Here is a 14,215-nt window from a genome sequence, read left to right on the forward strand (position 1 = left end):
TCCCATTGGATCCTAAAAATCAATTACTATGTATTTTTATTTCTAGTTCCAATATCTTTCTTTTTTAACATGTTTTTATTCTACTTGGTGTAAACGCTTCCGAAAATAGAATTTTGTTGCACATATATGGTAAAATGTTAGGTAGGAGGTTCAACCATGTCAGTCTTTTCTGAATACCAAACCGACACTATTGATCTAGCCCTTGATTTTTATGGCTACGAAGATTGTCCGAAGAATTATGAATTTGGTCCTAGCGTCCGAGATAATTTTGTATTGCATTTTGTTACCAAGGGAAAGGGGGTCTTCCACTTTGAAAAAAAAGAAATCCACCTAGAAGCTGGGGATCTCTTTCTTCTTCCAAAAAATAAGGTGACCTACTACCAGGCAGACTCAGAAGAGCCTTGGTCCTACTACTGGATTGGCATCAGTGGCACCAAGGTAAGTGATTTCATGCGCTTTTCAACCTTACATGAAAAAGGCTTTTTAAAGAAGAATGAGGTGGACACAGAGCGGATCGGGCTGTTTATGGAGCAACTGGTTCATAAGGCAGAGGCTTCAAAGATGACTTCACACTACCAACTCCACCTTCTCTCTCAAATCTATGAACTGCTATTTCTTATCAGTGAAGTGGCTCCCGATATCCATCGGAGCCATCCATCTCCCACCTATCAGCTCTATCTGACCTGCAGGCATGTGATTGAGACGCATTACAATAAAGAGCATCTAAGTATTCAAGAGATTGCTGATGACCTCAATGTCCATCGGTCTTACCTGACAACTGTTTTTAAGGAGTTTCACCAGATTTCCCCTAAGGAATTCCTGCACTCGGTCCGCATGCAGCGGGCCCAGCAATTGCTGGCAAACACAGACGAGAGCATCAAGATTGTGGCTTACTCAGTTGGCTTTTCAGACCCCCTCTATTTTTCAAAGGCCTTTAAGGCCTATAGCCAACTGACTCCTAGCCAATATCGTAACAAACATAAAATTTAGTAAAATTTTATTTCTTTTTACTAGTATTTAGAGTATACTGGAACTAGTAAGCAATAAAGGATGAACTATGGCAACGATTAAAGACATTGCGGAAAAAGCAGGCGTTTCACAGGCAACGGTCTCTCGCGTCCTCAACCAGGATCAAAACCTATCCGTTAGTGATGCAACTCGGAAACTAATATTCGAAACAGCTGAGAAACTCCATTACCAAAAGAAAAATCGAAAAAACAACCCTCTTCAAAGCAAACGCTATCGCATTGCTATCTTAGAATGGGTGACTGAAGAGGAAGAGTTAGAGGATCTTTATTACTACTCCATCCGAGTCGGAATTGAAAAACAAGCCCAAGAACTTGGACACGAAATCTTCCGTGTCTTTAACTTAGAGGATTGGGGACCTCTTGAAAAATCAGATGGAATTATCGCTCTAGGTAAATTTAGTCCCGAAGTTATCAGTCAACTTGAGGGCTATCAGAAAAAACTTGTCTTTGTAGACTCTAATACTTTAATATATGGACATACCTGTGTAATGACAGATTTTGAAACATCTGTTTACCAAGCGCTAGCTTACCTGATAGAATCAGGTCACAACCAAATTGGTCTCCTTGTTGGACAAGAAACGACCGCCGATAATCTCCCTCTTCAAACAGATCCCCGTTACATAAGTTTTAAGCATTACCTAGAAGAGAAAGAACTTTATCAACCAGACTTTATCCGGGTGGGGCACTTTTCAAGTGAATCCGGCTACGAGATGATGAAAGAACTGATTGCTGAATTAGGAGACCGGCTTCCTTCAGCCTTTTTCATGGCCAGCGATGCCTTGGCAGTTGGTGCTCTTCGTTCTCTCCAAGAAGCTAGCATTCCCGTCCCAGATCGGGTCAGTCTCATCTCCTTTAATGACACCTCGATTGCTAAGCATGTCTATCCTCCGCTTTCTGCCGTTACTGTCTACACAGAAGAAATGGGGAAACAAGCCATTCACAGCCTGTTACAAGACCTTAAAAGAGGAGATTCAGGTATTCCAACTATGCATACTTTGGCCACTCGTCTCACCATCCGTGAAAGCACGCGTTAAGAACTTATGAAAACACACGAAATTTTATACCAAACCTTATCCCAATCCCAGGATTATGTCAACGGCGAGCAACTAGCCCAGGAAATGGGCCTGTCTCGCACCTCTATCTGGAAGGCCATCCAGCGTCTAGAAAAAGAAGGTATCGAGATTGAGTCTGTTAAAAATCGAGGCTACAAGATCCTTTCTGGAGACCTCCTAATCCCCCAAGTCATCGAAGACCTTTGTCCATTGACTGTCTCCTATAATCCCCAGTGCCAATCCACCCAGTTAGACGCTAAGAATGCCATGGAAGCGGGTGGCCAATCTGCTACTCTGTATCTGGCTCCTTTTCAAACAGCTGGTAAGGGGCGTTTTGGGCGCGACTACTTCTGTCCTTCTCAAGGGGGGATCTACATGTCCCTCCACCTCAAGCCCAACCTCCCTTTCGATCAAGCACCTGCCTATACCCTCATGGTCGCAGCTGCTATCTACAAGGCTCTGAAAAATCTAGCCTTACTGGACGTTGATATCAAGTGGGTCAATGACATCTACTACAAGGGGAAAAAAGTTGGAGGCATTCTGACTGAAGCCATCAGCTCTATCGAAACAGGCCTTATCACAGATGTTATCATTGGTGTGGGTCTCAATTTTGCCATCACCGATTTTCCAAAGGAACTGAAGGACAAGGCAGGGTCCCTCTTTGGTGCCCAGCCTCCCATTAGCCGCAATGAGATGATTGCTGAGATTTGGAAGGAATTTTTCACCACTCCAGAAGAGGAGCTGATCTACCTCTACAAACAACGTTCACTGGTCCTAGGTAAGGAAGTCCGCTTCGAACAAAATCAGACCAGCTACCAAGGCCTAGCCAAGGATATCTCAGACAGTGGACAACTACTAGTCCAACTGGAGGACGGCCAAGAACGCTGGCTTAATAGTGGCGAAATTTCCCTCAAACAGTGGGACATGTAAAACAGACCAACAGCTCAAAAAAATAAGCACCGTCGGGTGCTTATTTTTTATACTTATCTCGTTTTTTCTGATTGAGCTGTTGATCGATACTTTCGACCAATTTCCCTAAGATATAGCTGACTTGCAAATTTCTCAGTATCAAGAGAGCCCAGAAGATAGCTGCCAGATAGCTTTCTCTCATCACTGCATCATTGAAAAAATAGGTCTCAAAGGCTGTAAAGATAGCCATAGTCCAAAATTGACGTTTATTCATATTGATATTCTACCACGATTTTCTGGAAAAAGCACATCCTAGTCTTCCTGAACAGTAATTTTGTCAGAGAGGAAATCGAAACCTTCCGGAATGACAGACTCTTCTGCTACCTCGACTTCTTCCTTGTGACCACGCGCTTTCTTCGAGAATTCCGCCCGGACCTGGGTCCACTCCTCCATGGAAATAGCCAAAATTTCAGGTGAGAATCCGGCAGCATTGCTTAAAATATTGCCAAACATGGTATTGAGGTTATCTCGCTTCATGGTCTGCTCAGCATTAAAGGCAGACTCAAAAGCTAGGATTGCATGGCGTTCATTGGCCGCAACTGGTTGAGAACCAGCTAGCAAGGCCTTATCTGCCCCTGCTAAGCTTTCAATAATTTCCCCCCAAGCATTTTGCAGGCGGATGAGATTGTTACGAGCTAAATCTGGATTTTCAACCGCTTCTTGTAAGATGGCTTGAACCTTATTGCGATCCACTCGATAGCCCATGCTGGATTTTTGTGGACGGGCTGGAGCCGACTTGGCTACAGGAGCCCCACTCCCTACTTGAGCTAATTGACTTTTCAGTAACTCCACTTCTCTTTTGAGTTGGTCCATTTGTGCAAAGAAATCTGCTGGAAGAGCCGTTTGACTAGCTGAAGAGCCCTCACCCTTGTATTCTGCCAAGCGAATGGTCATCATCTCTGTATAGATCTTGGGCTGCAGGCTGTTTTTGATATCTGCTAAGCTCCTTGTCGCAAGATCAATCCAAGCAAAGAGGGTGGCTTGCGGAATGGCTAGATTCTGGTTAAATCGTTCACTGACATGGAGATTTTCCCCACCTGTCTGAACGATCAAGAGATCCCGTAAATACTGCAAGAGATCTGTCACAAAGCGGGCCATATTTTTCCCATTATCAAAGATGAGGTTTAACTGGTCCAAGGCAGCTGTTGCATCTTGTGCTGCCAAGGCTGCCACGTAGAGATCCAAAGCTTCCTGACTGATGGAGCCTGTGATTTCTTCTGCCGTCGCAGTAGTCAATTGGGCACCAGCTGTCAGACTGAGGGCCTGGTCCAAAATGGACAAGGCATCCCGCATCCCACCTTCTGCCCGACGGGCAATAATGGCTACAGCTTCTTCTTCGTAATCAATGCCTTCTTTATCCAAAACAGCTTTTAGATGGTCTTGGATGGCTGGCGTCTTGATTGATTTGAATTCAAAACGTTGAACCCGCGAAAGGATGGTTGCTGGAATCTTATGCAATTCCGTTGTTGCTAAAATAAAGACCACATTTTCTGTCGGTTCTTCCAAGGTCTTGAGAAGGGCGTTAAAGGCTCCCGTCGAGAGCATGTGGACCTCGTCAATGATATAGACCTTATGAGGGGCCAGGCTAGGCGCATAAGTCGATTTATCACGGATATCACGGATCTCATCCACCCCATTATTAGAAGCAGCGTCAATCTCAATAACATCCTCTAAACTACCATTGGTAATGGCTTCACAGATATAACATTCGTTACAAGGCTCTCCCCCTTTTTGATTGGGGCAGTTCATGGCCTTGGCAAAGATTTTCGCCACACTGGTCTTCCCCGTCCCACGAGGGCCAGAAAAGAGATAGGCATGGCTAATTTTTCCCTGTTCGACAGCTTGTCGTAGGGTCGTCGCAATAACCTCCTGCCCTACAAGCTGGCCAAAGGTCTGGCTTCGATATTTACGATAGAGGGCTTGATACATTAGTCTACTACTCCAAACATCCTAAAATTCCAATTTGTTTTTTCGAGCAAGATGGCTACAAAACGTTCCAAATAAAGGCGATCCAGGTCGTCATAATCTCCCACCCGATCCGAATCTAAATCCAACACACCCAGCAACTGGTCCTTCAAGACCATAGGGACTACAATCTCACTCATGGCCCGACTGTCACAAGAGATATAATTGGCATGCTGGGTCACATCCTCGATGACCAGCGTATCTCTTTTCTCCGCTGCTTCTCCACAGACACCTTTTCCTAGAGCGATATGGACACAAGATACCTGTCCTTGAAAGGGGCCTAAAATCAACTCTTTTTGATCATAGAGGTAAAAGCCTGCAAAGACGGAATGCGGTAGAGCTTGATTAAGCAAAGCACTGGCATTGGCTAAATTGGCCAAAGCATTGTTCTCTCCTTCTAAAAGAGCTTCTAACTGGGTTAGTAAGAGTTTGTAATGTGATTCTTTTTCTTGCGTATTCATACCCTTTATTATACCAAACTTTGGCTAGAAAATTAAGTATTTACCACGGAGCAAGCCTTGATAAAAAACCGACTAGACATCAGAAGTACCAAGCAAATGTTCTCAATAAAAAAGCCAGGGAGCAAGGTCCCTGACTTTGTAAAAATTCATCTAAGCGTCTCTCCGAACATATTGGATCGCCCGATATGTCAGAAAGAGGGTCAGAACAATGGAAACAAACCAAATGGTCCGAAGTCCATAATATTGGATGAGGAAGGTGGATAGGATAGCCCCTCCGACAAAACTCCCAATCAAGGAGGTCATAAAGAGGGATTCCCAGAAAAACTCCATCTTGCGATCCCGCACAAAATTCCCGTAAGCGACCATGGTCTTCTTGAGATTCCCTGTCATAAAGGAATGGTTGTAAGCATAGCCATCGACTTCTCCAAAGGAAATGGCTACAATCCCCAAGCTCAGTCCAAAGAAAGGCACGATCAGAACATTGGGCACTTCTTTTGGCAGAAAGCCTGCCACCAAGGTCGTCAGGACCAAAGGAACTAAGGTACTAAGCCGCCAAACCGAATGACTAAAGAAGCGCTGAAAGACGGTCATCAAAAAAATCCCCATCATAAAGGCCAACATGGTGGCTAGTTTGACCTCCACATCAGATATTTCATGGCCGATTAACCCAACGGATAGAAAGACCACGTTTCCCGTTTGGCCAGCCGCCAAGGTCCCTCCTCTTTCAATAAAGGTGTAGGCATCTGAAAAACCCGCACACATAGTCAGCAGGCAGGCAAAGGCCTTACTTCTGGAGTGAAACTCCCTTCTTAACTTTTTCATATTTCTCCCTATTTGTCATGGAAAAGAGGCTGGGACATTACTTCCTAACCTCTCTCACTTGTTATCTTATCCTTCACGTGATTCGCTCAAAATCTTCTCAATCTTGGTCGTAATCAAATCAATGGCTACGGTATTGGTCACTCCTTCTGGAATGATGACATCCGCATAGCGCTTGGTTGGCTCGATAAACTGATGGTACATCGGCTTCACCACTCCCAAGTATTGCTCGATGACGCTGTCCAAACTCCGACCACGCTCTTCCATATCTCGCTTGATCCGGCGAATGATCCGCACATCATCATCGGTATCAACGAAAATCTTGATATCCATCAAGTCACGAAGACGCTTGTCCTCCAAGACCAAAATCCCCTCAACGATAAAGACATCCTGAGGCTCCTGGCGATAAGTCTTAGCACTACGCGTATGCGCTGCATAGTCATATGTTGGAATATCAACCGGACGTCCACCCAACAACTCATTGATTTGCTCAATCATGAGGTCTGTATCAAAGGCAAAAGGATGGTCATAGTTGGTCTGAATCCGCTCTTCAAAGGTTAAATGGCTTTGATCCTTGTAATAAGAATCGTGCTCAATCATAGCAATCTTTTCATCTGGAAAGTGGGACAAAATAGCTCGAGAAACACTAGTTTTTCCTCCACCAGAACCACCTGTTACACCGATAATAATTGGTCTGTTTCGCATCTTCTTCTCCATTTTCTATAATCCTATTTATTCTATCACAAAAGCGGTCACTTGACCACGACTTGAACCATTTTTCTATGGCTTTCATCCAAAATCAAAGAAGGATCTCCTTTCCCCTTCCGTCCCAGTTCGAAAGGCCCATTCCATCTTTTTAGGGTGAAACATGATATAATGAAACCAGTAAATACCTGATTGAAAGGAGCTGCCATGCTAAAACTCGGTATCATCGGCACCAGTGCCATCTCCCATTCCTTCCTGGCCGCAACAAAAGAAACAGGCCACTATGAGTTAAGGGCAGTCTATTCGCGGACCTTAGAGAAGGCTAATAGCTTCGCCCAACCCTATGGACAAGTGGCCCTCTATGATGATCTGATTGCCTTTTTAGATAGTGACCTGGATGTCATCTACATTGCTAGTCCCAATTCACTCCACTATCCTCAGGCAAAGTTAGCCCTTCTAGCTAAGAAACATGTCATCCTTGAAAAACCAGCCGTCACTACTCCCAAGGAATGGGAAGAGTTGGTCAAATTGGCCAAGGAGCACCAGGTCTATCTCTTTGAAGCAGCTCGCAACTATCATGAAAAAGCCTTTGCGACCATCCAAGACTTTCTCAAAGACAAGACCATCTTGGGTGGTCACATGACCTATGCCAAATACTCCTCTAAAATGCCCGAACTCCTGAAAGGGGCTACACCTAATATTTTCTCTGACCAGTTTGCTGGCGGAGCCCTTATGGATCTGGGTGTCTATCCCCTTTACTTTGCAATCGGCCTCTTCGGTCAACCTGAATCAGTAACCTATCAAGCGCGACAATTGCCTAATTCAATCGATTTGAACGGACATGGTAGCTTGGTTTATTCTGACTTTGTCATCGGCATTCAAGCCGGCAAAGATGTGACCAGCAATCTTCCTGCTGAAATCTACACAACAGATGGCACCCTCTTTCTGAGTGGCATTGAAGCCGTTAACGAGGCTGTTTTTCAAGACCATTCTGGAAACAGCTACCAGCTTCTAATCACTCCTGCCCCTCATAACATGCTAGAAGAAGCCCAGGCCTTTGCTAGTATGATGACAGAAGGCGACCAGATACTTTACCAGACTTGGCTCCAAACTGGACAGATGGTCCATCAAGCCCTCTATGCTATGCGCCAAGATGCTGGAATACACTTTAAGGACGAAAACTAATATGACACTAGCATTCCCACCGCTCTGGCAAGAGCAACTCAAAACCCTCGGCTTTGAGCAACTCACTGAAATCCAAGAACGCCTCTTTGAGCCGATCACCCAAGGGGAGAATGTGCTTGGAGTCAGCCCGACAGGAACTGGGAAGACTCTGGCCTATCTCTTCCCTAGTCTTCTCAAGCTAAAACCTAAAAAAGCGCAACAATTGCTGATTCTCTCCCCCAATACAGAATTGGCCGGACAAATCTTTGATGTCACTAAACAATGGGCAGAGCCTCTTGGACTCAGTGCTCAACTTTTCCTTTCCGGCTCTAGTCAAAAACGGCAAATCGAACGTCTTAAAAAAGGACCCGAAATTCTCATCGGAACTCCAGGCCGTATTTTTGAGTTGATCAAGCTCAAGAAAATCAAGATGATGAATGTCGATACCATCATCCTGGACGAATTTGACCAACTTTTCAGCGACTCTCAGTATCACTTTGTCGACAAGATTTGCCACTACGCGCCACGAGATCATCAATTTATCTATATGAGTGCAACGACTAAGTTTGATCCAGAGCAAATCGAGCCCAATACCCTGACCATTCAGGTAGAAGGGCAAAACTTGGACAATATCCAGCACTTCTATATGGAAGTGGACAAGCGAGAAAAGGTCGAACTCCTCAGAAAACTATCCAATGTCGAAGACTTTCGTGGCCTCGTTTTCTTCAATAGCTTGTCCGACCTAGGGAGCGCTGAAGAAAAACTCCAGTACCGAGGAGTTAGCGCTGTCTCACTTGCTAGTGACGTCAACGTCAAATTCCGGAAAGTCATTCTGGAACGCTTTAAGGATCATCAGCTGACACTCCTTCTGGCAACAGATTTGGTAGCGCGGGGAATCGATATCGACTCACTAGAATGTGTCGTCAACTATGAAGTCCCAAGAGATGCCGAAACCTACATCCACAGATCCGGGCGTACCGGGCGCATGGGCAAAGAAGGCTATGTCATCACCTTGATTAGCCATCCAGAAGAATTAAAAAGTTTGAAAAAATTAAGCCCTGTTCGTCCTTTAATCCTTAAGGGAGCTCAACTCTATATAGGGGAAGAATAAGAAAATCGTTCGTAGTATTACGAACGATTTTTAATGTAGACAAACTATTGTTTTACATAAAACAGCTGGATGATTTTCAAAAAACAACTTATATTTTTAGTCATTTAAGAATATGAAAAAAACTTTCCGCCGTGAGAAAAGTGCCTGAAACACAATCGTTTCAGACACTCGGAATTATTGAGAGTAAAACAGTTTGGGGAACTGTTTTAGCCTGAGCCCAGAAATTAAAGAGCGAAGAGGCTCAAAACTAATTGAACACGGGCTACGGATTGTGTCAAAAAGATAAGTTCTCCTAGAATCGAAAGATTCTGCGTCAAACTTCCTATTTTGACTTTATCCGCAGACGCCCTTTGTATCTTAATTAGTCATGGAACTTCTACGAAGTTCGCTGACGTCCGTACTCACCTAAGGAAAGTTTTTAAAATTACTTTATCTTCAATCTGAATCGTTCGTATTTCTACGAACGATTTTTTTAATTCCGATTGTAATAGAGGCGATGACTTTCCACTTGGTGGTTTAAGAGTTCATCAACCGTGACGATAGTGTAGCCTTGCGATTGAAGGTATTGGATCACAGCTGGGAGAGCATTAATCGAAGTTTGGTGAATATCATGCATCAGGATAATTGATCCTGGTTTGACTTGTTTTTTCACCTCTGCTAAGATCGCTTCGGTGTTATGACTCTTCCAATCCAAGGTATCCACATCCCACATGATAAAGGCTTGATCCACTGCATATTGAATGGCACTATTAATCGAACCATAAGGAGGACGAGTAATCTTCGTTTGCACTCCAGTCACCTTTTGAATCACTTCTTTGGTATCCATGATTTCTTTTTGAGCTGACTCCAAAGGCAACTTAGTTAAGACAGGGTGGTTCCAAGTATGGATCCCGATTTCATGTCCTTCCTGACGGACCCGTTTAGCCACTTCTGGATAGGCAGAGACATTCTTCCCAAGCATAAAGAAAGTCGCTTTAACATGGTACTTGTTGAGGATATCCAGGGCTTGAGGAGTCGTCGATGGATCTGGACCATCATCAAAAGTCAAGGCAACCATCTTAGCGTGACGTTGGGTTTGGTAGGCCTCATAAGCTTGAAAATCTCCAGGATTCAGGCGAGCAGAATCAATCACATCATAGAGCTTCGAAAGGGGCATATCGAAGGTTTCCATTCCCTCAATAGTAACTGGAAGTGTGATAGAAAGAACCCCTTGATTGTAGGTGAACTGCCAGCTTGCCATATCACTTGCTGAGACAGCTTGCATCAGCTCTTCAATTCGATCTTCCCCTAACTGTAAGAAGACCAGCTGAGAGCGCAACTCTGTTAAGAGGGTTTCTTTGGCTAGATCAGCATCCGTAAACAATTGGGAGAATTGGAAGACCGTCCCCTCATCCGTTAGATAAAGGAGGGGAAGTTTGTCGATCCCATCTTTGATGAACTTACCGTTTTTCCACTTGTACTGGGTCTTCTTCACCTGATAAGGGTGAACCCCGACAAATGGGTCCTCTGAGCGTTCGGTATGATAGAACAATAGCTCTTTTGCTTGCTGATTCTTCTTCTTTTCTTGGGGAAGAGAGCCTACGTCAGCCAAAATTCTCTCTTTGACCACTGCGATAGGTTCTTCGTTATTTTTCGGGTAGTAGGCAGCAACATAAGATTGACCGACCATTCCTTTTTGAAGAATGGTATCTTTGTCTTTTTCAACTGCTTCTTCTTCCTGGATTGCTTTGGAAAACTGTTGATTATAATTTTTGATAGCGCGTGCTTCCTCAATCTTCTGATAAGCAAGATAAATCCCCCCGATGAAAAGGAGGTTGAGGAGGATGAGAATAAGTATTTTCAAGTAGGATTTCTTCATACTCTTATTATAGCAATTTTATCACCAAAAAACAGTAGAAAACTCTAGAATCTAAAAAATAAAACCTAAAATATGATAGGGAAATTAAAGTAGCTCAGTCCTATCTCCTGTCACTTTGAACCGGCAACTTTCAAGCAGAAAAAAAGAACAGATGTGGTCACACCTGCTCTTTATCACAAGTTATATGATGCTGATTATAAGGACTTTTCACGAATCACTTCGACTTTGTAGCCATCTGGGTCCACAATAAAGTAATAGTTTGGAAGAGTTCCTGGCAAGCCTTTAGGATCTGTTACTTGGTAACCTTTTTCCTTATGCTCCGCATGAAGGGCTTCAAGGTCTGGCGTACTCAAGGCAACATGGGCAAAGCCATCTCCAATGACGTAAGGACCATGATCATAGTTGTAAGTTAATTCCAACTCATAGTCATCCCCTTCTAAACCAAGATAAACAATCGTAAATTTGTATTCAGGAAAATCTTTGCGACGCAATTCCTTAAAGCCAAACGCATCTGCATAAAAGGCAATTGATTTTTCTAAATTCTCCACTCGCAAACAAGTGTGTAACATTTTTGAAGCCATACGACACCTCTTTCTTTTTTTCTATTATACACTAGTCAGGCAAAAATAGCGATTATTTGAAATAGATAAAAAGAGAGTGGGACAGAAATCGGTAATTCGTTAGAATTCGATTTCGTCGTCCCACCTCCGCACAGCTTCAACAGTCTGGGAGACTGTTGAAGGTTGCAGATAAAGGAAACATAGTTTCCGTCAACATAGGGCATCTTTGAAGCTTAAAAAGCGAACAAAGACTTAGGATACTTGCTTCGCAAGTTCTATCCGCCACCTCAAAGCAGTGCTTTGAGCACTCAACCACTGCGTCTTGCTCAACAATCCAAAAATAATTGAGAGGCTAGGACTTCTGTCCCACTCTCTTACTTGTTTTTCGTTGATTTAGAAGTTGATTTCTTTTTACTATCTGACTTGGTTGCTAGTTTGACCTCGAAAATAGCACCTTTCGGCTTGTTATCTCGAACAGTAATGGTGCCATTAAAGGCTTCTACGATTTGCTTGGCTAAGGACAGTCCTAAACCAAAACCACCCTTTTGACGCGTACGCGCCTTATCCACTCGGTAGAATCGATCAAATATCCGCTTTTTATCTTCGTCTGCAATCCCTGGTCCATTATCCTCTACCCGAAGATAGAGATAGCGATCCTTGAATTGGGCGACAAACCGTATCTTTCCTTCTTCCTCTGTGTATTTGAGGGCATTGTCATACAAAATGGTCATCAGCTGTTTCAGTAGGACCTTGTCAGACACCAGACTCCTTTCGACATGATTCTCATACTCGAAGATTTTATCATTTTCCTCGGCAATGATTTCATAATTGGCAAAGGTTTGGTCGAAAAAAGAAGGAGGGATTTCACAAAACTCAGGTTTAATCCCATCATCTCGACGGGCTAAGTTTAAGAGATTGGTCGTCAGTAAGCGCATATTGCGAACCTCATCCAAAGAGGAGGCGATATTCTCACTGGATTCCATAATTGTTGCCTCTGGCTTTCGGAACAGGGTTTCCAAACGATTTTGCAAAACGGCTAAAGGTGTCCGCAATTCATGAGAAGCATTTTCGACAAAAGCCTTCTGCCGGTTCATGCTCTCTAAGAGAGGTTTCACACTCATTTTAGCCAGGAAGATACTTGCAAAGAGGGAAATGCCCCAGAAGCAAATCATGACCAAGGCGATTTGGCTCTCGTGTTTTTCACTGGTCTGCTCCAACTGGCTGATATTGGTCATGATCACGGCATATTTCACCCCATCGATATAATCATCGGGGTCAATATCCACCAAATAAGCCCGGTAGCTTTCTTTTTGCTTATAATGGTTGGTGATTTGAATCTGCTTGATCTTGTTTAAATAGCTGCGACTAAAGGTCACTGTTTTTAAATCCAGAAAACCATTGTCCGTCGTCACATTTTCAAAATTATCATTCAAGAGGATGGCTGTACTATTGGAAGTGACCGATGGTCTAGGGCCATCCTCGGGATCAGGTTCATTATCTTCTGGTCGGTCATCATCTGGTTCGTCTCTTCCCATCCCATTTCCGGTACGATTGGCCAAGCTAATGATGGAATAACGATCTTTACTCAGTATCTTTAAATTTTCATCAACCGTTGTATACAGACTTGACCGCATTACTTGAATAATAATCAAGGTCATGGTTGAGAAAATCAAGGTAAAGAGTCCGAAATAGCGGATGAAATAAGAAAAGTCATCCGCATTGACAGTTTTTTTAATTTTATTGAGCATCTTTCAGAATGTACCCCACGCTACGCAATGTTTGGAGATTTTTTGCAAATTCTGTTCCTTTTAACTTCTTACGAATCTTAGAAACATACACTTCAACAACCGAGATAGTCGTATCGCTATCAAATCCCCAAAGTCGATCAAAGATTTGTGTCTTGGGCAGGATAACATTTTGATTTTGAAGGAAATAGACCAAAAGATCAAATTCTTTCCCTAATAGCTCCACTTCTTTCCCTTCAACAAGCGTAGAATTTGTCGAAAGATTAACGGTTACATTCCCATAAGAAAGGGTATTTTCATTGACCTTACCAGAGCGCTTCAACAATGCTTGGATCCGCATCTTGAGTTCTTCTAGGTAGAATGGCTTGGTCAGATAGTCATCTGCCCCTAACTCAAACCCATGGCCCTTATCGTCCAAACTCTCTTTGGCTGTCATAATCAATACTGGAGTGGAGACACCCTTATCTCTCAATTCTTTCAGAACTTGGAAACCATCTTTTTCAGGGAGCATGAGGTCTAGCAAAATGAGGTCATAGATGCCACTTTCAGCCTCATAAAGACCTTCGTCTCCATCAAAGACTTGCATGACATCTGCAAAGTCATCTAAAAAATCAAATACTGAATTAGACAAACCGAGGTCGTCTTCTACTAATAAAATCTTAATCATGTGTACTTTCTCCTTCTCATTCTTCCATACAGGGATGACGAGTATTTTCTACTCTATTATAACATGACCAGGCTTCATTCAGTAGCATTCAGATAGCGATTTCAACTTTTT

14 protein-coding genes are annotated in these 14,215 nt (G+C 43.4%); 5 read left to right on the top strand and 9 right to left on the bottom strand.

The genetic code is table 11. From position 1 onward, the window contains the following. The first annotated feature begins 156 nt into the window (after nucleotides 1-156). The 3 genes from ACOXXR_RS05880 to birA all read left to right on the top strand — a co-directional run bounded on the left by ACOXXR_RS05880 (nucleotide 157) and on the right by birA (nucleotide 3,010). Nucleotides 157-990 carry an AraC family transcriptional regulator gene (locus ACOXXR_RS05880; protein ID WP_445278266.1) on the top strand — a complete coding sequence of 278 codons (834 nt, stop codon included), beginning with the start codon at nucleotides 157-159 and terminating at the stop codon, nucleotides 988-990. A 67-nt stretch (nucleotides 991-1,057) separates the two neighbouring features. Further along, complete coding sequence (locus ACOXXR_RS05885) at nucleotides 1,058-2,062, top strand: LacI family DNA-binding transcriptional regulator (RefSeq protein WP_445278267.1); 1,005 nt, start codon at nucleotides 1,058-1,060, stop codon at nucleotides 2,060-2,062. Between the two features lie 6 nt (nucleotides 2,063-2,068). Next, nucleotides 2,069-3,010: a bifunctional biotin--[acetyl-CoA-carboxylase] ligase/biotin operon repressor BirA gene (gene birA, locus ACOXXR_RS05890; RefSeq protein ID WP_445278268.1), complete on the top strand. Its 942-nt coding sequence runs from the start codon at nucleotides 2,069-2,071 to the stop codon at nucleotides 3,008-3,010. Nucleotides 3,011-3,050: 40 nt separating this feature from the next. On the opposite strand, the gene ACOXXR_RS05895 is transcribed toward birA, so the two are convergent. The 5 genes from ACOXXR_RS05895 to udk all read right to left on the bottom strand — a co-directional run bounded on the left by ACOXXR_RS05895 (nucleotide 3,051) and on the right by udk (nucleotide 6,999). Then, nucleotides 3,051-3,263, bottom strand: a complete 213-nt coding sequence (locus ACOXXR_RS05895; RefSeq protein ID WP_048690913.1) for a DUF3272 family protein — start codon at nucleotides 3,261-3,263, stop codon at nucleotides 3,051-3,053. 38 nt (nucleotides 3,264-3,301) lie between these two features. Further along, the gene (gene dnaX, locus ACOXXR_RS05900; protein WP_445278269.1) at nucleotides 3,302-4,978 is read right to left on the bottom strand and encodes a DNA polymerase III subunit gamma/tau; all 1,677 of its coding nucleotides are present in this window, start codon (nucleotides 4,976-4,978) and stop codon (nucleotides 3,302-3,304) included. Beyond that, a complete protein-coding gene (locus ACOXXR_RS05905; protein WP_445278270.1) occupies nucleotides 4,978-5,475 on the bottom strand; it encodes a GAF domain-containing protein in 498 nt (165 codons plus the stop codon). Before ACOXXR_RS05905 ends, dnaX begins: the two co-directional genes overlap by 1 nt. 150 nt (nucleotides 5,476-5,625) lie before the next feature. Then, the gene (locus ACOXXR_RS05910; RefSeq protein ID WP_445278271.1) at nucleotides 5,626-6,297 is read right to left on the bottom strand and encodes a YoaK family protein; all 672 of its coding nucleotides are present in this window, start codon (nucleotides 6,295-6,297) and stop codon (nucleotides 5,626-5,628) included. A gap of 66 nt (nucleotides 6,298-6,363) precedes the next feature. Beyond that, nucleotides 6,364-6,999 carry a uridine kinase gene (udk, locus tag ACOXXR_RS05915; protein ID WP_445278272.1) on the bottom strand — a complete coding sequence of 212 codons (636 nt, stop codon included), beginning with the start codon at nucleotides 6,997-6,999 and terminating at the stop codon, nucleotides 6,364-6,366. Nucleotides 7,000-7,206: 207 nt separating this feature from the next. Here udk and ACOXXR_RS05920 point away from each other — a divergent pair, with 207 nt between their 5' ends. Next, nucleotides 7,207-8,184 carry a Gfo/Idh/MocA family protein gene (locus tag ACOXXR_RS05920; RefSeq protein WP_223355990.1) on the top strand — a complete coding sequence of 326 codons (978 nt, stop codon included), beginning with the start codon at nucleotides 7,207-7,209 and terminating at the stop codon, nucleotides 8,182-8,184. Between the two features lies 1 nt (nucleotide 8,185). Beyond that, nucleotides 8,186-9,274: a DEAD/DEAH box helicase gene (locus ACOXXR_RS05925; RefSeq protein WP_223355991.1), complete on the top strand. Its 1,089-nt coding sequence runs from the start codon at nucleotides 8,186-8,188 to the stop codon at nucleotides 9,272-9,274. Nucleotides 9,275-9,746: 472 nt separating this feature from the next. On the opposite strand, the gene ACOXXR_RS05930 is transcribed toward ACOXXR_RS05925, so the two are convergent. From ACOXXR_RS05930 to ACOXXR_RS05945, 4 genes are all read right to left on the bottom strand, one after another. Next, nucleotides 9,747-11,117 carry a polysaccharide deacetylase family protein gene (locus tag ACOXXR_RS05930; RefSeq protein ID WP_445278273.1) on the bottom strand — a complete coding sequence of 457 codons (1,371 nt, stop codon included), beginning with the start codon at nucleotides 11,115-11,117 and terminating at the stop codon, nucleotides 9,747-9,749. Nucleotides 11,118-11,326: 209 nt separating this feature from the next. Beyond that, nucleotides 11,327-11,713 carry a lactoylglutathione lyase gene (gloA, locus tag ACOXXR_RS05935; RefSeq protein ID WP_023022851.1) on the bottom strand — a complete coding sequence of 129 codons (387 nt, stop codon included), beginning with the start codon at nucleotides 11,711-11,713 and terminating at the stop codon, nucleotides 11,327-11,329. 353 nt (nucleotides 11,714-12,066) lie between these two features. Beyond that, nucleotides 12,067-13,440, bottom strand: coding sequence for a sensor histidine kinase (locus ACOXXR_RS05940; protein ID WP_023022849.1), 1,374 nt, complete (start codon nucleotides 13,438-13,440; stop codon nucleotides 12,067-12,069). Next, complete coding sequence (locus ACOXXR_RS05945; RefSeq protein ID WP_023022847.1) at nucleotides 13,430-14,104, bottom strand: response regulator transcription factor; 675 nt, start codon at nucleotides 14,102-14,104, stop codon at nucleotides 13,430-13,432. Before ACOXXR_RS05945 ends, ACOXXR_RS05940 begins: the two co-directional genes overlap by 11 nt. Nucleotides 14,105-14,215: the final 111 nt, after the last annotated feature.

The sequence above is a fragment of the Streptococcus sp. KHUD_013 genome (assembly GCF_052588545.1).

Excerpts from the sequence above, each read along its gene's own strand:
- udk (WP_445278272.1), bottom strand. The coding sequence starts at position 6,999 with ATGCGAAACAGACCAATTATTATCGGTGTAACAGGTGGTTCTGGTGGA.
- ACOXXR_RS05905 (WP_445278270.1), bottom strand. The coding sequence starts at position 5,475 with ATGAATACGCAAGAAAAAGAATCACATTACAAACTCTTACTAACCCAG.
- gloA (WP_023022851.1), bottom strand. The coding sequence starts at position 11,713 with ATGGCTTCAAAAATGTTACACACTTGTTTGCGAGTGGAGAATTTAGAA.
- ACOXXR_RS05910 (WP_445278271.1), bottom strand. The coding sequence starts at position 6,297 with ATGAAAAAGTTAAGAAGGGAGTTTCACTCCAGAAGTAAGGCCTTTGCC.
- birA (WP_445278268.1), top strand. The coding sequence starts at position 2,069 with ATGAAAACACACGAAATTTTATACCAAACCTTATCCCAATCCCAGGAT.
- ACOXXR_RS05880 (WP_445278266.1), top strand. The coding sequence starts at position 157 with ATGTCAGTCTTTTCTGAATACCAAACCGACACTATTGATCTAGCCCTT.
- ACOXXR_RS05925 (WP_223355991.1), top strand. The coding sequence starts at position 8,186 with ATGACACTAGCATTCCCACCGCTCTGGCAAGAGCAACTCAAAACCCTC.
- ACOXXR_RS05945 (WP_023022847.1), bottom strand. The coding sequence starts at position 14,104 with ATGATTAAGATTTTATTAGTAGAAGACGACCTCGGTTTGTCTAATTCA.
- ACOXXR_RS05885 (WP_445278267.1), top strand. The coding sequence starts at position 1,058 with ATGGCAACGATTAAAGACATTGCGGAAAAAGCAGGCGTTTCACAGGCA.
- ACOXXR_RS05920 (WP_223355990.1), top strand. The coding sequence starts at position 7,207 with ATGCTAAAACTCGGTATCATCGGCACCAGTGCCATCTCCCATTCCTTC.
- ACOXXR_RS05940 (WP_023022849.1), bottom strand. The coding sequence starts at position 13,440 with ATGCTCAATAAAATTAAAAAAACTGTCAATGCGGATGACTTTTCTTAT.
- ACOXXR_RS05895 (WP_048690913.1), bottom strand. The coding sequence starts at position 3,263 with ATGAATAAACGTCAATTTTGGACTATGGCTATCTTTACAGCCTTTGAG.
- dnaX (WP_445278269.1), bottom strand. The coding sequence starts at position 4,978 with ATGTATCAAGCCCTCTATCGTAAATATCGAAGCCAGACCTTTGGCCAG.